The organism is Janthinobacterium sp. GW823-FHT06H09, assembly GCF_058794735.1.
Genome location: NZ_JBXAHC010000003.1, coordinates 144,074 through 159,433 on the forward strand (window position 1 = coordinate 144,074; position 15,360 = coordinate 159,433).

The window sequence follows — 15,360 nt, forward strand, 5'->3', positions numbered from 1 at the left end:
GCCCGCCAGCACCTGCATCGTCTACACTCGCCGCATGAAAAATTTTGAAAAGCGGCGCGACCGCTACGATTTGTTCCGCGCGTTCGACAATCCCCTCGTCAACATCAATTTCCAGCTCGACGTGCCCGATTTCCGCCCCTGGTGCAAGGAACGGAACATTCCCGTGTTTCACTTTTTCCTGTTTTGCCTGCTCAATACGGTCAAGGACATCGACAATTTCATGTACCGCATCTGCCAGGGCGAAGTGATCCGTATCGACGATTTTCCCGCGTCCTACACCGTCATCAACAGCGACGAGAACCTCAATTACACGCGTTTTGCCATGACCGACCAGCTCGACGTATTCATCGAACGCAGCCTGGAAGCCAAGCGCATCGCCGAAGCGAGCTGCGCGCTGATCAACACGGGCGAGGGGCAAAGCGAGCGCGAGCAGCGCAACAATATCTTCATTACCTGTTTGCCATGGCTGGAGCTGGCGGCCATCGAGCACCCGATCTGCCGCCACCGCGACGCCGATATCCCGACCTTTACCTGGGGCAAGTTCGGCCCCGCGCAGCCGGACGACCGCATGCGGATACCGTTTTCCGCGCAGGCCCACCATGGCTTTGTCGATGGCTACCATGTGCAGAAACTGGCGCAGGCGCTGGCACAGCGCATCGCCGCCATGATTGCCTAAGCTAAATAGTCGCTGGGCGCCTGCCCCAGCACGCGGCGGAAGGCGGCCGTAAAGGCGCTGGGGCTGGCATAGCCGAGATCGAGCGCCACGCGGGTGACGGCTTGCCCCTCGGCCAGCCGCGTGATGGCGGCCAGCAGGCACGCTTGCTGGCGCCATTGGGCAAAGCCCAGCCCCGTCTGGGCGCGGAATTGCCGCGTAAACGTGCGCCGGCTCATGCCTGCCTGCGCCGCCATCGCGTCGAGGCCGCTGTCCAGGCTGGGGTGCTGGAGCAATTCCATGCACAGCCGCGCCAGCCTGGCGTCCTGGGGCAGGGGCGCGCTCAGGGGCAGGGGCCTGGCAGCGCCGATCTCGTCGAGCAGCAAAGCCATCAGTCGTCCGGCGCGCGATGCCTGCACATACAAGGCATCGACGGTCACGGCTTCGGCCAGCAGCTGGCGCAGCAGCGGCGTGGCATCGAGCACCTGGCAATCGGGCGGCAAATCCATGCCGGCGATGGCGTGCGGATCGACAAACACATTGTGCATGGTCACGGCGCCATGCATGCGCATGCCGTGGACGAGTCCGGCCGGTACCCAGCAAGCGCGTTGCGGCGGCACCAGCCAGTTGCCCTGCGGCGTGTGCACGCTGATGACGCCGCGCGCCGCATAGGCGAATTGCCCGCGCGCATGGCTGTGGCTGGGAAATATCTCGCCGGGAGCATAGTCGCGCGCCGTGGCGATCAGTGTTCGCGGCACTTCCGTATAAAAATCATCCATGGCCCGTACTCTACAGTATTTGACCTGCCATCGAAAGCGGGTCGTTGCCTGTACCACTACCATGCAGACTTTTCCTTCAAGGATGCATATGCACAATACCTATCATCGCGTGGGCCATGGCCCCCACGCCGTCATCGTCCTGCACGGCTGGTTTGGCGACGCGCACGCGTTTGCGCCGATGGAAACGGCCCTCGATGGCGACGCCTTCAGCTATGTCTTCATGGACAATCGCGGCTATGGCGGCATGCGCGGCGTGGCGGGCGAGTATTCGATGGAAGAGGTCGCCTGTGATGCACTGGCTTTGGCCGATGCGCTGGGCTTTGCCACATTCAGCGTGGTCGGTCACTCCATGGGCGGCATGGCGCTGGAACGGCTGGCCTTGCTGGCGCCCTTGCGTTTGCGCAAGCTGGTGGCCGTGGCGCCCGTGCCCAGCTGCGGCGTGGCGCTGCAGGGGCCGGCCCGGCAACTGTTTCTCGATGCCAGCGCGAACATCGATGCGCGGCGCGCCATCATCGATCGCAGCACGGGCGGGCGCTTGCCTGCAAGCTGGCTGGACTGGAAGGCGCAGTACTCGTGGGAAAGTGCGGATCAGGCCGCGTTTGCCGCCTATTTCCTCGCGTGGAGCGGGACGGATTTCAGCGGCGAAGTGCAGGCAACGGCGTCGAAACTGCCCTTGCTGGCGCTGGTGGGGGAACACGACCCCCGCTTTGATGCGGACTTGATGCGCCGCACGTATCTGGCGTGGTACCCGCAAGCCCGGCTGGAGGTGCTGGGTAATGCGGGACACTATCCGATGAATGAAACGCCGCTGGCCCTGGCGGCCAGCATCGAGGCGTTTCTATCGGCGCAGTGATCTTATGCTGCCTTGCTGCGCAGGCGCAGCAGGCTCAGGCCCAGCAGCACGAAGGCGCCGCCCGTGATGCGGTTGAACAGCTTGGCGCGGCCCGGCGTTGCCAGCTGGGTTTTCAGCAGGCGCGCCAGGTTGGCATAGAACAGATGGGCCAGCATGGCGCAGGCGACGAACGAGGTCGTCAGCACGGTGAACTGGATGGCCACCGGCTCGCCCGGCGTGATGAATTGAGGGAACAGGGCCGAAAAGAACAGGATGGCTTTCGGATTGGTCAGCGCGACCGTCAAGCCCTGGCGGAAGAGTTTCCAGAATGAATTTGGATTCGCCGCGCCTTGCACCACGGGCGCATCGGCCACGACGCTGGTCTTGCTGCGCCATTGCTTGATGCCCAGGAACACCAGATACAGGGCGCCGGCCAGTTTCAGCAGCATGAAGGCCGTGGCCGAGGTGGCCAGCACGACGCCCATGCCGGCCATGGCCACGCCGGAAATGATGAACAAGCCAAAACCATTGCCCATGCTGCTGATCATCGCGCGGCGCGGGCCGACGGCGATGGCATTCGAGATGGCCAGCAAGACGGCCGGGCCGGGAGAAAACGTGACGAGCAGGGCGACGCTGCAGAAAAGCAGCCAGTTCGAGAGATGCATGGATGTTCCTGGTGGGGCCGAAGCCGGATTGGGGAGTCAAAACATGTCTATTGTACGAAGTTTTCGGCTCCCGTGTCAGCGGCCCCGGCCTGAATCCGGCTCAAGGTCAGGCAAACAGGCTGGCGACCACATGGTTGATGGCCGCGCCGCCGGCGATCAGCCAGCAGAACAGCAGGCCGGCCAGCAGCAGGGGCTTGATGCCGGCGCGGCGGATGGCCGACATGTGCGTCGTCAAGCCCAGGGCTGCCATAGCCATGGCCAGCAGGGCCGTGTCGATGTCGGTGATGGTGGCGACCGTGCCCGCTGGCAACAGGCCCAGCGAATTGAAGGCCACCACGGCAATAAAAATGAAGGCAAACCAGGGGATGGCCAGCTTGGCCGCCTTGTCGTGGCTGCCACCTTTGGCCTTGCCGCGCGCCAGCAGGGCCGACAGGATGACGAGGAACGGTGCCAGCATCATCACGCGCACCATCTTGGCGATCACGGCCGCATTCGCCGCCTCTTGCCCGATCGACTTGCCGGCCGCCACGACTTGCGCCACCTCATGCACGGTCGAACCGATGTACACGCCAAACGCCGTGGGCGTGGCGCCCAGCACTTGCCAGCCCAGGTTCAGCTGGTACAGCACGGGATACAAAAAGATGGCGATGGTGCCGAACACCACGACGGTCGAGACGGCGACAGTGACATCTTCGCTGCGCCCCTTGACGACGGGCTCCGTCGCCATCACGGCCGCCGCGCCGCAGATCGAACTGCCCGCGCCGATCAGAATGGCGCTGTTGCGTTCCAGCTTGAACACCCTGGTGCCGAGGAACATGGCCAGGCCAAACGTGGACGCCAGCACCAGCGCGTCAATGGCGATGCCGGCCAGGCCCACCTGGCCGATATCCTGGAACGTCAAGCGGAAGCCGTAGAGGATGATGCCAAGACGCAATAATGTCTGCTTGGAAAAAGCCACGCCCGCACCGCAGGTGGGCGCCAGGCTGCCATACACGCTGTTGCCCAGCACAATGCCCAGCATGATGGCCAGGGTCAGGGCGCTCATGCCGTGGCTTTGCATCCATTCCAGCTTGCCCAGCGCGATGGCGCCCCAGGCGATCAGGCCGCTCAGCAGCAGGCCCGGCAGGAGGCGGCCATAGCGGTCGCTGAAACTGGTGGTATTAGTTGTTGAGAGAGAAGACATGCCGTACTCCATGTTTTTATGCGTATGACATGACTGTACAGTTTGTCGATTAAATGGTAAAACGGATTGTTTTTGTATGTTTAACCTTAAAAATAGGTAAATCAGATGGCTTTGACTTTGCGGCAACTGCAGATTTTCCTGGCCGTGGCGGACACGGGCAGCACCAGCGCGGCCGGCGAGCTGATTGCGCTGTCGCAATCGGCCACCAGCGCCGCCCTGAACGAGCTGGAAACCTTGTTGGGCGCGCAGCTGTTCGACCGGGTCGGCAAGCGATTGCTGCTCAACGACAATGGCCGCCTGCTGTTGCCGCAGGCGCGGCAGATGCGCGACGCGGCCGCCAGCATCGAGCGCCAGTTTGCGGGCGCCGACCCGTCCGTGCCCGTCAGCCTGCAGATCGGCGCCAGCACGACCATCGGCATCTATCTGTTGCCGCAGATCCTGGCCCAGGCGGCGCTGCAGTACGGGCGCAGCATCCCGCAGGTGACGATTGCCAACACGGCCGACATCGCGGCCGCCGTGGCGGAGTTCCGTGTCGATATCGGCCTGATCGAAGGGCCGTGTCACGAAGCGGGCTTGCTGGTCGAGCCGTGGCTGACGGACCAGATGCTGATCGTGGCCGCGCCCACGCACCCGCTGGCGCAGCTGCGCCATTTGCTCAGCTTTGCGGAGCTGAACCAGGCGGGCTGGCTGTTGCGCGAGGCGGGCTCGGGCACGCGCGAAGCCGTGGAGCAGGCGCTGGTGCCGTACCTGCACTATCTGCGCGCCGCAGGCGAGTTCAGCAATTCGGAAGCGATCAAGTATGGCGCGGCGGCCGGTCTCGGCATCGCCTGCCTGTCGCGGGTGGTGGTGGCCGATTTGCTGGCCAGCGGCCAACTGGTGGAGCTGGAAACCATGCTGCCGCCCCTGGAACGCAATTTCTATCTGATCCGCCAAGCCAAAAAGATCCTCTCGCCCCGTTTGACAGGTTTTCTGGAACTGTGCCGCCACGCCTCGCGCATGGCTTGACGTTTTTCCATATATGGAATAAATTCCCTTATATGGAAAATTCGATACTCACAGAGAGCGAGACGGAACAGCGCCTGGCCGCGCGATTAAAACAGTTGCGCGTGGAGCGGAGCTGGTCGCTGGACCAGCTGGCTCACTTGAGCCAGGTCAGCCGCGCTACCCTGTCTCGCCTGGAAAATGGCGAAGTCAGCCCGACGACAGCCGTGCTGGGCAAGCTGTGCGCCGCGTATGGCCTGGTCATGTCGCGCTTGCTGCGCATGGTCGAGGACGATTTTCCGCCCCTGCTGCGGCGGGGCCAGCAAAGCGTGTGGACGGACCCGGACACGGGCTTTGTCCGCCGCTCCGTCTCGCCGCCGTCGCGCGCGCTGGCCGGCGAAGCGCTCGAATGCGAGCTCGGCGCGGGCGTGACGATCAGCTATGCCGCCTCGCCCCGGCCCGGCATGGAACATCATCTGCTGCTGCAAGAGGGCAAGCTCAACGTGACGGTCGACGGCCGCTCCCACGATTTGATGCCCGGCGATTGCCTGCGCTACCAGTTGCATGGCGCCAGCGCGTTCACGACGCCAGCCGACAGCGGCGCCCGCTATTTCTTGTTCATCGTCTGAGGTTGATATGTCCCCATCGCTACGCCATTTTTCGTCCGCCGATATTCTTGTACGCCTGCCGGAACTGGGCGCCTTGCTGCAAGACTGCGTGCACGACGGCGCCAGCATCGGTTTTATCCTGCCGTTCGATACGGCGGCCAGCCAGGCTTTCTGGACGGATAACGTCTTGCCGGCCGTCACGCGCGGCGTGCGCCTGCTGCTGGTGGCCGAAGTGGAAGGCAAGGTGGCCGGTGCCGTGCAGCTGGACTGGGATACCAATCCCAACCAGGCGCACCGGGCCGAAGTGCGCAAGCTGCTGGTCGCGCCCGCTTTCCGCCGGCATGGCATCGCCCGCCAGCTGATGCAGGCGCTGGAAGAACAGGCGCGGCAGCTGCCGTGCAGCCTGCTGACCCTGGATACGCGCAGCAGCGACCATGCGCAAGCGCTGTATTTGTCGCTCGGCTACATGGTGGCGGGCTGCATCCCCGCCTATGCGCTGGCGCCGGCCGGCGACCGGCTGGACGCCACCACCATCCTGTACAAGCAACTGCAGCATTGACCTGGCAAAGGGAACTCATGCATTGCAAGGACCGCATGTTGCCGCTGCCAGCCAATGTCGGCTGGCTTGTTGCCAGATAAAATCACCCGTCTGATTACAGAACCGTCCTACCTCGATACCCGGCATCGTCCGACTGGCGTGTGCCGGTGCCGCGCCTACACTGTTCTTTGATAGACCCGGCGGCGGGTCCTTTCTTCTTACAGGAGGCTGATATGGCGAATATCCAGGCAGGATCGGACGGTGCGGCAAAACAGGAAATGTCGGCAAAGCGCTTGAACGTGGTCGACTGGATCTCCATGATCCTCTTGATCGTGGGCGGCTTGAACTGGGCGCTGGTGGGCCTGTTCGATATCGACATCGTGGCCCGCATCCTCGGTGCCATGACGGCGGCTTCGCGCGGCGTGTACGTGCTGGTGGGGCTGGCGGCGCTGTATTCCATTTACCTGTGCCTGCGCAAATTCCCGGCCAAATCCTAGACGGGAGGATACATGCCTGTTGGTGCAAGCCCCAAGCGTGAACGCGAATTCAAGAAGCTGGAACGCGATTTCAAGCAGGAAGGACGTTACCCGGGCCGCGAGGAAGAGGTTGCGGCGCGCATCGTGAACAAGCAAAGGGCGCAGTCGGGTGAAACCAGGCAAGCGCAGGAGCGGAAAAAAGCCGGCGGCGCTGCCCCGGAGGCGTCACCGCCTGACTTGCCCATCGCCGGCTACCAGCAACTGACGGTGGCGCAGATCCGCGACAAGCTGGACAGCCTGTCCGCTGCCCAGCGCAAGCGGCTGCGCGCTTATGAGGCGGCACACAAGAAGCGCAAGGGCGTGCTGCAAGCGCTGGAGGCTTGAGTTGGCGTCATGAGCTGGATGCGGTGTCCGGCTGTCCATGCATGCGTTATGGGACGGCTTGCTGCGTGCGCAGGTAGGCCAGCAAGTCGGCCACTTGCTGCGCATTGCCGATGCCCCAGAAGCGCATGTTATTGCCGGGAATGAAATCGCTGGGCGCCTTGAGGAAGGCGGCCAGGTTTTGCTCGGTCCAGACAATATTCGCGTTTTTCATGGCCGCCGAGTATTTGTAGTCGGTGGTGGCGCCGGCCTTGCGGCCGATCACGCCCGTCAGCTTGGGGCCGAAGCCGCCGCGCGCCGATGGTCCCACCTGATGGCAGGAAGCGCATTTGCGAAATGCTGCCTTGCCCGCTTCGGCATTGCCGGTGAGGGGGGCGGGAGCGGCAGCCTGCGCGACGGCTGCTGGCGCCAGCAGCAGGGCTGCAGCGGCCAGAGGGAAGAGCAGGCGACAAAGAAAGGTGGATGTCATCGGTGAGGCGGGCATGCAATGCGTGGCAAGCGATGACGCATTTTACAGGCGCACATCAAAACCTGCCCGCCCGCACGACATGGATGCGAGGAAGCGGCGCACGACGGATGCAATACCGCTAGCGCTTGCCGCCCTGTGCGCCCAGCGCCGCCATGGCCGACGCAAACACGATGCAGGCGATGGCCAGCCACTGGGTCAGACTCAGCAATTCTCCCAGCACCGCCATGGCGGCCAGCGCGCTGACGGCCGGCGCCGCGCTGCTGAACATGCCGAACACCCCTTGCGGCAAGCGGCGAAGGGCAAAGATTTCCAGAGAGTACGGCAGGGCGCTGGACAGCATGGCAATGGCCAGGCCCATCAAGGCAATCGACGGCGCCAGCAAGGCTGTTCCCGAGTAGGTGATGCCGATGGGCACCGTCACCATCGCCGCCACCGTCATGCCCCAGGCGACGGCCTGGCCGCCCTGCAAGGTCGAGGCGCGCTTGCCGAAGATGATGTACAGCGCCCAGCACAGGGCCGCCCCCAGCGCATACGCCACGCCGACAGGGTCCAGGCTGCCCGGGCTGCCCTGCAGGGGCAGCAGCAAATATAAACCGAACACGGCGCACGCCACGGCGAATAGATCGCGGGGCCGGCGCGATGACAGCATGGCCACGGCCAGCGGCCCCGTCACCTCGATGGCGACCGCAATGCCGATCGGTATCAGCGCAAACGCCCGGTAAATCAGCAAGTTCATCAACCCCAGCACGGAGCCGTAGACGAGCAGATTCAGCACATCCTTGCGCGTCAGCCGGTAGCGCCACGGCCGGAAGATGGCCAGCAGGATCAGCGCCGAAAACCCCACGCGGTACGCCGTAATCCCTTCCACGCCAATGACGGGAAACAAGTTTTTCGCTATCGCCGCCCCCAGATTGACGGAAATCTGCCCTCCCAGAACGGCCAGGGAAGGGAGCAGGATGCTGTCGGGGAGGGCGGAGGTCGAGGCTGGGGAGGTCATGGGACGGTATTTTAATATGCCTGAGGCTGGCAGTCGCTGGCAGATTGGTAAGCCGGGGAGATTTAACGAGGTAGTTGCTGACATGACTGGCGCATTGCGGCTTCTTTTTCGATATCATGTTGCAAGATACGCTACAGTTGTGGAATCATTTACTAATGGTCAGAAGTAGCCGCTCCTAATCGAACAACCTTTACCATTTTGAGTCTTAACACTTTCGGGAGCTGCCATGCAAATGGTCCGGGTAAATTCCAGCGCCATTGTTGCAATTGGTTACGACGAGCAAACAGCTCACATGCGCATCCAATTCCAGCAGGGACATAGTTATGATTTTTGCCGAGTACCTCCAAATGTGCATGCATGCGTTCATGCGTGCCTACTCCAAGGGTATTTACTACAATGAGCACATCAAAGACCAATACCAATGCTAATCGGAATTTCGACTAAAAGAGTCGGCAATCGGCCAGAAGCCGACGTTGTTATAGCTCCACAATCGCTACAAGGTTCACGAAGAGGATTGAAGTGACACTACAGATTTTTCACCAACCATTTACCGACCTAGCATTTACTTTGTATTTGCTGGTGTATTTCCCATTCGATGGAATTCGACGTAGTTTATACGTCAAGTTGCCGAAGCCAGAGTTATCCGTATTGCAGAGCTACTGGCGGCAAGGGCGTTATGTCCTGGCTCATCTCGCAGCGTTGTTATTGGTGAGTTGGCTAGGGAATCATTCTGCTAATCAGCTTGGGCTAGCTATTCCAACTTCCACTGTTGGGACTTGGGGGCTTGGGATAGCTCTGGTCGTACTAACTATCATGCATTTTTTGGGAATACGGCAGGAATCCAGGATGTCCACCGACGAGCGCAACGAGCTTGCAAAAAAACTGCGGAATTTGCCGTTTCCAATGCCTCAGACGCGGTTGGAAAGTGCTGCCTACCTCATAACCACGGTCGGGATGACTATGACTTGGGAAGTTCTCTTCCGAGGCTACTTACTACTGGTGCTTACGCCCTTGATGGGTATGCCATTTGCTATCGTTCTGGCAGCCGTTGCTTACGGTGCGGGACATGGCTTTGAAAGTTCAAAACAGTTTGCTGGCTCGATTATAGCGTCGCTTCTTTTCACTGTTGGATATGCATTCACTGGAAGCCTGTGGTGGCTAATTGTGTTTCATGCTGCTGTGCCAGTATCGATGCTCTTTGCGGTTCGTAAGTTAAACCAAGCGAAGCCAATCGATGCTGTTTCAGTTTAAGTCGAGTGAAAACGGCGTTTTTCGGCCAGAAGCAGATATTATCGATAACCGGTTTGAGTACAAACGTATGAATTTCAATACATCTTTGATTTGCGCAACGCTATCTGCGCAGCTATTTCTTACTGGAGCCGCCGTGGCTGAACAAGTCGATTTCGGAAATCTGAAGCCCACACCAGAGTTGGTTTCGGAAGCAAAAAAGCATCCGAACGGATGGGTATACGTCATTACGGGTAACTACGCTCCCAAGGATGCCGTCCCTCCTGAAGCAGTAGCCGGCGCTTGGAAAGTGGACTTATCCGGGAATATCGTTCCGGGCAGTTTTCAACCTAATCCAAAGCACACGCCGAAGCAAGGCAATAATTAGCATCTGGAAATTCCGCTATGGGGCGGAAACGGGCATTACAAGTTTTACGTGTTTTGCGGAGTAAACGGCCCTTTCTTGCATTCATTGACATTATTAAAGGCGGTAAAGTTTAATGTCATTGCTGTGCGCATTGACAATAGTTGAATGAATATGGTGAAGGCAGGGCAATCCTGCATTTCTTGCTGTTTATCGCGCTGTATATTTGCTTGTAACTCAGGAGAAGTATTGAATGACTGTTTTCAGTATCGGCAACACCAATTTTGAAGTGGATGTAGCGAAATCAAACATTAGTCTGGAAGCTCATGGCAGCGGCATGCTGGAGCTGAATATCGATATCCATGGGGATGACGATGTGTTCATGCGCTTGACCGAGCCGGAGGATGCGGAATGGTCGTGGGCGCTGTATCCGCCGGCGTTTTTCCTGCACGGCTTGCGCATACCGGAAGGGCAGGGAGGAGCGCTGGCGATCGGGATGCTGGATATGCATCCCGAGGCGGAGGAATCGGGTATCTATATGATGGAATATGGTGACGTGTCGGCTGTCAACATCATTGAATTGTCGGCGGATCGACTAGCCATGTCGGGCATGGTGGACTTGTGCGGCAAGCGCCTGCCATTTCATATCGATATGCCGCGCAGATAGTATCGGGGCCGGGCTCGTCGGGATTGGGATGCGCCCCATTGGTGCGCATTCCCCCGGCGGGGCCGGCCCCGCTCCAGTCTGATTATTCCAGCTTCAACGCCTTCGCCACATCCCCCCATGCCACATACTTGAAGTTTTGGGGTCCATCGGGCAAGCGCTTGTAGCCGTCCTGGATCACCAGCATGCCTTGCGCATACGCACCGCCCAGGTTGGCGGACGTGACGTCGAGGCCATCCGTTTCCGAGGTGCCGTCTATGCCAGCGGGCAAGTTGAAGCCCACCTTGAAGCGGCCGCGCACCTTGTAGGGCGCTTGCGCGTCGAGCACCACGTAGCTGCTGTCGCCCTGGCTGGAGACGATCAGGTAGCCGGTGTCGGGCTTGGCGCCTGGCTGGCGGTAGATGGCCATGCCTTCCACATCCGCCGTCAGGTGCGCTCCCACGGGCAAGACCATGGTGAGAGCGTCCGGCCTGACGGCGTCGGCCGAAGTGGTCCACACGCCGCGCGTTTCCTCGCCCAGGAACAGGCGGCCGTTGGCGTCGTCGGCCACGCAGCCTTCCGGTTGGGTGGCGACCTTGAAGCTGCGCAACAGAGTCGCGCTGAATTTGCCGCCTTCCAGGCCGATGCTGTACTGCTGGAAGGTGCCGTCCTTGTCGTTGATGAACGCTTGTACGCCGCCGCCGGCTGGCTGGTACAAGCACATGCCGTAGATGCTTTTCAGACCGGTAGGAAAACGGCCCGCTTCCGCCACCTCGCCGCTGGCATTGATGGTAAATAACATCATGCTGTTGTCGTCGCGCTGGGTGGCCACGGCCAGGTCGACCTTGCTGCCGCCCAACTGGATGTTTTGCCGCACGTCGACGTTGTTCAGGCGTCCCACTTCCAGCAGCTGCGTCTGCTTGCCTTGCAGGTCGTAGACCAATAGCCCCTGTTTCTTGTTGGTACCGAGAATGCGTGCATCGGCTGGATTCCTGGACAGCCAGATGGCCGGGTCGTCGGCCGCGTCGCCCTGGCGCGCCATCGGTTCCGTCTGCGCTTGCGGGGCGATGATGGCCACCGCAGGCTGCGTTTCCGCTTTGCCTGCCCATTTCAAGGGCCGCGCCTGCCAACCGTTCTTGCCGCGCAGCAGCAAGGCGTCCTTGTCCAGCGCCAGCTGGCTGTCGCCCTTGCGCACGTTCAAGGCGACGGACTGGGCTGGCTGTGCCGTCCATCGGCCGTCCTGGTGGGCGAACAGGTGCAGCTTGTCCGCCTTGCCGTCGAGCACGGCCACGCCGCCCGGCAGCACGGCCAGCGCACCGGCGCCGCCGTCGAGCTGGCCGTACGGCTTGCGCAGGGCCACCACTTCGCGCTTGCCCATGCCTTCGGACTCGGCGTCATACGCCCACACGCCCATGTTGGACTCGCTCACCAGCAGGCGCTGCGCGCCATCGTCGGCGCGGCAATGTTTCGCGTGCGGCGGCAGGGCGAGTTTGCGTACCAGGCTGCGCTGCTCGCCCTGCATCACCCACTGTTCCGCCTGGCCATCCTTGCCGATCAAGAACAGGTGATCGAGCTGCTGGGCGTCGCGGTACAGGCACGATGCTTCCACGGAAAACGTCGGCACCGGAAACGGCGCCAGTTTCACCAGCTTGCCCGCCTGCACGTCGACGGAGGCGGGCAGCGGGCGCTGCGTGTCCGCTTCCAGGAAGACGGCCAGGATGCGGTTGCCATCGATGCGCGTGTCGAGCTGCTTGGCGCGCACGGCGATGCGGTCCTGCTCCTGGCCGGCCGCATTGAACAGACGCAAGCCGTGCTTGTCCAAAGTCAGCCAGCCGCCGCCGGGCAGGCGGGCCAGTTCTTCCGCTTCCTGCGTAAAGGACGGCAGGGCGTTGGTGGGGGCGGCCTGCGCGATGCCGCCCAGGCAAAAGGCAGCCAGCAAAGCGCTGCAGAGTACGGTTTTTTTCATGTTATTGAGAATCATCATCAGAAGGCGCTGGCTTTCAGGCTCACCTTGAAGGTGCGGCCATATTGTTCGTTTTGCACGTTGTATTGCTTCGTGCCCTGGTAGACATAGTATTTCTCGTTGTTCAGGTTGGCCGCCTCGAACGTCACCTGGAACTGCTTGTTGATCTGGTAGGACAGCGAGAAATCGAGTTGTTTCTGGCTGTCCACGATACGGTCCTGGCTTTGATCGAGGATATCGCCGCCCATTTCCAGCAGGTAGGGCGACTTGTAGTTGAGGGCCAGGCGGGCGCTGACCGGGCCCGTTTCATAGCCCAGCATCAAGTTCATCACCTGGTTCGACTGGCCCGGCAGACGGATGTCGCGGTTCATCTGCTGCTTGCTCGCCTTGTCGTAGCGGCCGATTTGCGCGCGCGAGGTGCTCAAGGTACCGTTGACCCCGACGAGGAACTTGTTGAAGGGCGCCGGCAGCATGCGCAGCGGCTGCATGTAAGCCAGTTCGATGCCCTTGACTTTCGCCGCGTCGCCGTTCGCATACGAGGTGGCCGTCGTGTAGCCCGTCCATTGTCCCGTGCCGGCCAGGTTGGTCGTGTAGGTAAAATTCTTGATGTCCTTGTAGAAGCCGTAGGCCGACATCACGCCGTCGTTGCCCAGGACTCTCTCGATACCCAGGTCCAGGTTGTTGGCTTTCAAGGGTTTCAAGTCCGGGTTGCCGATCACGGCTTCCGTGTTGCTGGCCAGGCTGATGCCGGGTGCCAGCTGGCTGAAGTTGGCGCGCACGACGGCTTGCGTCCACGCGGCCCGCACGCTGGTTTTTTGATCCACATCATAACGGGCTTGCAGGTTTGGCAGCCAATTGGTGTATGAACGTTCGCGCGTCAAGGCCGTGGCCAACCCGGCGCTGTCCACCTGCGAGCCGGCGGCCTCGAAACTGGTGCGTTCGGCGCGCACCCCGCCCAGGATGTGCCAGGCGTCGAAATCATAGCTGTTTTGCACATACATGGCGTTGATGTCTTCATGCATGCGGTAATCGTTGATGATGGACTCGGTGGACAGGCGCGCCTTGTCGCGGTCCAGGCCGGCCACACGGGCACGGATCAGCGCCGGGTCCAGCGCCACGCCGATGTTGCCCAGATCGTAATCGAGATTGTGGCCCTGCACGAAGGCGCTCATCGAGGTGGAGCCGGCGCCCCAGTAATTGCCGCTGGAAGCCTTGCTGCTGTTATACGCCCATTGATCCGTGTCATTCGTCTTTTCGCGGCGGCTGACTTTGGCGCCGAATTTCAGGGTGGCGATGTCGAACTTGCGCGCCAGGTCGATGCGTGCATGGTGTTCATTGTCCTTCGAGTAGCGCTTTTGCAGCGTGATGGCGTTGAGCGCGTAGCTGGCCGGGTCGTACAGCGAGGCGGGGCCGCTCAACAATGGTTGCTCGGTGCCATTGAAACTGATGCCGGCAAAATTGCTGAGGCCGCGGAAACGGCCGTCGTTCAAGGATTCCGGCGTGTCTTCCGTGGCGCGGCTCAGGCCGCCTTTCACGTCCAGGGTCCAGTCGCCCGATTTCTGCTGCGTGCCCAACACCAGCGAGCGCACTTGCTGCGTGTACTTGCGCTGGCGGATGCGGCGTTCGGCGCGCGCGCTGGCCGTCTGGCCTTCGGCAAGGCTGCCGCCGGCGATATTGCTGATGGTCAGGCGGTCGCGCACTTCATCGTCGGAAAATTCGCTGACGAACGAGCGCAAAAACCAGCTGTTGCCCGCTTCCGGACGGTAATCGAGGTTGACGGCCAGGGCGCCGCGCTTGCGCACGGGCAGGTAGTCGCGCAATTCCAGGCCCGACAATTTGCCCTTGCTCCAGGCGCCGCCCGTTTCCACGTCATCGGAGCCGAACGAGCGCTTTTCCGCGCTCAGGCCGGCGGCCACGCCCAGCTTGCCGTCGAGGAAGCGCTGGGCCCACAGGGCGCCGCCGCTGGGGCTGGTCTTGCCCGTCTTTTCATCATGGCTGGCGGCCACGTTGGCCGACAGCAGCTTGCCCGGCAAGTCGAAGGCGGACAGCGATTTCACTTCGATGGTGGCGCCCAGGGAGTTGGCGTCCATTTCCGGCAGCAAGGTCTTCGAGACTTCCAGCGTGCGGATCAGGCCGGCAGGCAGGATATCGAGCGCCACGGCGCGGCGGCCCGCTTCCGGCGACGGCACCAGCGCGCCGTTGATGGTGACGGCATTCAGGTCAGGCCCCAGGCCGCGCACCGTGATGTAGCGGCCTTCGCCCTGGTCGCGCTGGACGGACACGCCCGGCAAGCGGGCCAGCGCCTCGGCCGCGTTTTTATCGGGCAAACCGCCGATATCGTCGCTGCTGATGACGCTGATGATGTTGTCGGCTTTCTCTTGCGCGGCGATGGCGTTGCGCAGGCTGGCGCGCTGGCCGCTGACGACCACGGTGGCGGCCGGCTGGCCAGCCGCATCTTGTGCTTGCGCACGGCTTTGACCGCTGAAGACGGCCATGATGGCCAGGGACAGGACCGTCAGGCGCAGCGGGGAGGGGAACGATGTGTGCGTGGTTTTCATGAAGAGCTCGGTTAGGGAGGAAGGAACCGGGCGGATTCTAGGCA

18 protein-coding genes are annotated in these 15,360 nt (G+C 61.6%); 11 read left to right on the top strand and 7 right to left on the bottom strand.

Annotation, left to right across the window (positions count from 1 at the left end; all coding sequences use genetic code 11):
- Positions 1 to 34: 34 nt before the first annotated feature.
- Positions 35 to 676, top strand: a complete 642-nt coding sequence (locus tag AC1Q6X_RS05415) for a CatA-like O-acetyltransferase (RefSeq protein ID WP_492495591.1) — start codon at positions 35 to 37, stop codon at positions 674 to 676.
- Here AC1Q6X_RS05415 and AC1Q6X_RS05420 read toward each other — a convergent pair.
- Complete coding sequence (locus AC1Q6X_RS05420) at positions 673 to 1,431, bottom strand: AraC family transcriptional regulator (RefSeq protein ID WP_492495593.1); 759 nt, start codon at positions 1,429 to 1,431, stop codon at positions 673 to 675. The two genes, AC1Q6X_RS05415 and AC1Q6X_RS05420, sit on opposite strands and share 4 nt — an antisense overlap.
- Positions 1,432 to 1,519: 88 nt before the next feature.
- Between AC1Q6X_RS05420 and AC1Q6X_RS05425 the strand changes: the two genes are divergently transcribed.
- A complete protein-coding gene (locus tag AC1Q6X_RS05425) occupies positions 1,520 to 2,284 on the top strand; it encodes an alpha/beta fold hydrolase (RefSeq protein ID WP_492495595.1) in 765 nt (254 codons plus the stop codon).
- Positions 2,285 to 2,286: 2 nt separating this feature from the next.
- Here AC1Q6X_RS05425 and AC1Q6X_RS05430 read toward each other — a convergent pair whose 3' ends face one another.
- Positions 2,287 to 2,928 carry a LysE family translocator gene (locus tag AC1Q6X_RS05430; protein WP_070218425.1) on the bottom strand — a complete coding sequence of 214 codons (642 nt, stop codon included), beginning with the start codon at positions 2,926 to 2,928 and terminating at the stop codon, positions 2,287 to 2,289.
- 106 nt (positions 2,929 to 3,034) lie between these two features.
- Positions 3,035 to 4,111, bottom strand: a complete 1,077-nt coding sequence (locus tag AC1Q6X_RS05435) for a YeiH family protein (protein ID WP_230502984.1) — start codon at positions 4,109 to 4,111, stop codon at positions 3,035 to 3,037.
- 105 nt (positions 4,112 to 4,216) lie between these two features.
- Between AC1Q6X_RS05435 and AC1Q6X_RS05440 the strand changes: the two genes are divergently transcribed.
- From AC1Q6X_RS05440 to AC1Q6X_RS05460, 5 genes are all read left to right on the top strand, one after another.
- On the top strand, positions 4,217 to 5,116 hold the full coding sequence (locus tag AC1Q6X_RS05440; RefSeq protein ID WP_492495598.1) for a LysR family transcriptional regulator: 900 nt from the start codon (positions 4,217 to 4,219) through the stop codon (positions 5,114 to 5,116).
- Positions 5,117 to 5,148: 32 nt separating this feature from the next.
- Positions 5,149 to 5,721 (top strand): helix-turn-helix domain-containing protein, encoded by a 573-nt coding sequence (locus AC1Q6X_RS05445; protein WP_492495600.1) that lies wholly within the window; start codon positions 5,149 to 5,151, stop codon positions 5,719 to 5,721.
- Positions 5,722 to 5,728: 7 nt separating this feature from the next.
- Entirely contained in the window at positions 5,729 to 6,259 is a 531-nt protein-coding gene (locus AC1Q6X_RS05450) for a GNAT family N-acetyltransferase (protein WP_492495602.1), read from the top strand.
- A 212-nt stretch (positions 6,260 to 6,471) separates the two neighbouring features.
- On the top strand, positions 6,472 to 6,735 hold the full coding sequence (locus AC1Q6X_RS05455; protein ID WP_083287945.1) for a DUF378 domain-containing protein: 264 nt from the start codon (positions 6,472 to 6,474) through the stop codon (positions 6,733 to 6,735).
- A 12-nt stretch (positions 6,736 to 6,747) separates the two neighbouring features.
- The gene (locus AC1Q6X_RS05460; protein WP_070310599.1) at positions 6,748 to 7,098 is read left to right on the top strand and encodes a hypothetical protein; all 351 of its coding nucleotides are present in this window, start codon (positions 6,748 to 6,750) and stop codon (positions 7,096 to 7,098) included.
- A 46-nt stretch (positions 7,099 to 7,144) separates the two neighbouring features.
- On the opposite strand, the gene AC1Q6X_RS05465 is transcribed toward AC1Q6X_RS05460, so the two are convergent.
- Both AC1Q6X_RS05465 and AC1Q6X_RS05470 read right to left on the bottom strand, forming a co-directional pair.
- Positions 7,145 to 7,579, bottom strand: coding sequence for a c-type cytochrome (locus AC1Q6X_RS05465; RefSeq protein WP_227741974.1), 435 nt, complete (start codon positions 7,577 to 7,579; stop codon positions 7,145 to 7,147).
- Positions 7,580 to 7,682: 103 nt separating this feature from the next.
- Positions 7,683 to 8,561, bottom strand: coding sequence for an EamA family transporter (locus AC1Q6X_RS05470; protein WP_492495605.1), 879 nt, complete (start codon positions 8,559 to 8,561; stop codon positions 7,683 to 7,685).
- A gap of 292 nt (positions 8,562 to 8,853) precedes the next feature.
- On the opposite strand from AC1Q6X_RS05470, the gene AC1Q6X_RS05475 reads away from it, so the two are divergent.
- The 4 genes from AC1Q6X_RS05475 to AC1Q6X_RS05490 all read left to right on the top strand — a co-directional run bounded on the left by AC1Q6X_RS05475 (position 8,854) and on the right by AC1Q6X_RS05490 (position 10,819).
- Positions 8,854 to 8,961 carry a hypothetical protein gene (locus AC1Q6X_RS05475; RefSeq protein ID WP_492496054.1) on the top strand — a complete coding sequence of 36 codons (108 nt, stop codon included), beginning with the start codon at positions 8,854 to 8,856 and terminating at the stop codon, positions 8,959 to 8,961.
- A 119-nt stretch (positions 8,962 to 9,080) separates the two neighbouring features.
- A complete protein-coding gene (locus AC1Q6X_RS05480) occupies positions 9,081 to 9,812 on the top strand; it encodes a CPBP family intramembrane glutamic endopeptidase (RefSeq protein WP_492495607.1) in 732 nt (243 codons plus the stop codon).
- Positions 9,796 to 10,176, top strand: coding sequence for a hypothetical protein (locus tag AC1Q6X_RS05485; RefSeq protein WP_492495609.1), 381 nt, complete (start codon positions 9,796 to 9,798; stop codon positions 10,174 to 10,176). Before AC1Q6X_RS05480 ends, AC1Q6X_RS05485 begins: the two co-directional genes overlap by 17 nt.
- Before the next feature lie 229 nt (positions 10,177 to 10,405).
- On the top strand, positions 10,406 to 10,819 hold the full coding sequence (locus AC1Q6X_RS05490; protein WP_492495611.1) for a hypothetical protein: 414 nt from the start codon (positions 10,406 to 10,408) through the stop codon (positions 10,817 to 10,819).
- 82 nt (positions 10,820 to 10,901) lie between these two features.
- Here the strand turns inward: AC1Q6X_RS05490 and AC1Q6X_RS05495 are convergent, their stop codons facing one another.
- Together AC1Q6X_RS05495 and AC1Q6X_RS05500 are read right to left on the bottom strand one after the other, a co-directional pair.
- Positions 10,902 to 12,761 carry a phytase gene (locus AC1Q6X_RS05495; protein ID WP_492495613.1) on the bottom strand — a complete coding sequence of 620 codons (1,860 nt, stop codon included), beginning with the start codon at positions 12,759 to 12,761 and terminating at the stop codon, positions 10,902 to 10,904.
- Positions 12,762 to 12,778: 17 nt separating this feature from the next.
- On the bottom strand, positions 12,779 to 15,316 hold the full coding sequence (locus AC1Q6X_RS05500; protein WP_492495615.1) for a TonB-dependent receptor: 2,538 nt from the start codon (positions 15,314 to 15,316) through the stop codon (positions 12,779 to 12,781).
- Positions 15,317 to 15,360 lie beyond the last annotated feature (44 nt).

Coding starts and splice junctions, on each gene's coding strand:
- AC1Q6X_RS05415 (WP_492495591.1), top strand. CDS start 35: ATGAAAAATTTTGAAAAGCGGCGCGACCGCTACGATTTGTTCCGCGCG.
- AC1Q6X_RS05420 (WP_492495593.1), bottom strand. CDS start 1,431: ATGGATGATTTTTATACGGAAGTGCCGCGAACACTGATCGCCACGGCG.
- AC1Q6X_RS05425 (WP_492495595.1), top strand. CDS start 1,520: ATGCACAATACCTATCATCGCGTGGGCCATGGCCCCCACGCCGTCATC.
- AC1Q6X_RS05430 (WP_070218425.1), bottom strand. CDS start 2,928: ATGCATCTCTCGAACTGGCTGCTTTTCTGCAGCGTCGCCCTGCTCGTC.
- AC1Q6X_RS05435 (WP_230502984.1), bottom strand. CDS start 4,111: ATGTCTTCTCTCTCAACAACTAATACCACCAGTTTCAGCGACCGCTAT.
- AC1Q6X_RS05440 (WP_492495598.1), top strand. CDS start 4,217: ATGGCTTTGACTTTGCGGCAACTGCAGATTTTCCTGGCCGTGGCGGAC.
- AC1Q6X_RS05445 (WP_492495600.1), top strand. CDS start 5,149: ATGGAAAATTCGATACTCACAGAGAGCGAGACGGAACAGCGCCTGGCC.
- AC1Q6X_RS05450 (WP_492495602.1), top strand. CDS start 5,729: ATGTCCCCATCGCTACGCCATTTTTCGTCCGCCGATATTCTTGTACGC.
- AC1Q6X_RS05455 (WP_083287945.1), top strand. CDS start 6,472: ATGGCGAATATCCAGGCAGGATCGGACGGTGCGGCAAAACAGGAAATG.
- AC1Q6X_RS05460 (WP_070310599.1), top strand. CDS start 6,748: ATGCCTGTTGGTGCAAGCCCCAAGCGTGAACGCGAATTCAAGAAGCTG.
- AC1Q6X_RS05465 (WP_227741974.1), bottom strand. CDS start 7,579: ATGCCCGCCTCACCGATGACATCCACCTTTCTTTGTCGCCTGCTCTTC.
- AC1Q6X_RS05470 (WP_492495605.1), bottom strand. CDS start 8,561: ATGACCTCCCCAGCCTCGACCTCCGCCCTCCCCGACAGCATCCTGCTC.
- AC1Q6X_RS05475 (WP_492496054.1), top strand. CDS start 8,854: ATGCGCATCCAATTCCAGCAGGGACATAGTTATGATTTTTGCCGAGTA.
- AC1Q6X_RS05485 (WP_492495609.1), top strand. CDS start 9,796: ATGCTGTTTCAGTTTAAGTCGAGTGAAAACGGCGTTTTTCGGCCAGAA.
- AC1Q6X_RS05490 (WP_492495611.1), top strand. CDS start 10,406: ATGACTGTTTTCAGTATCGGCAACACCAATTTTGAAGTGGATGTAGCG.
- AC1Q6X_RS05495 (WP_492495613.1), bottom strand. CDS start 12,761: ATGAAAAAAACCGTACTCTGCAGCGCTTTGCTGGCTGCCTTTTGCCTG.
- AC1Q6X_RS05500 (WP_492495615.1), bottom strand. CDS start 15,316: ATGAAAACCACGCACACATCGTTCCCCTCCCCGCTGCGCCTGACGGTC.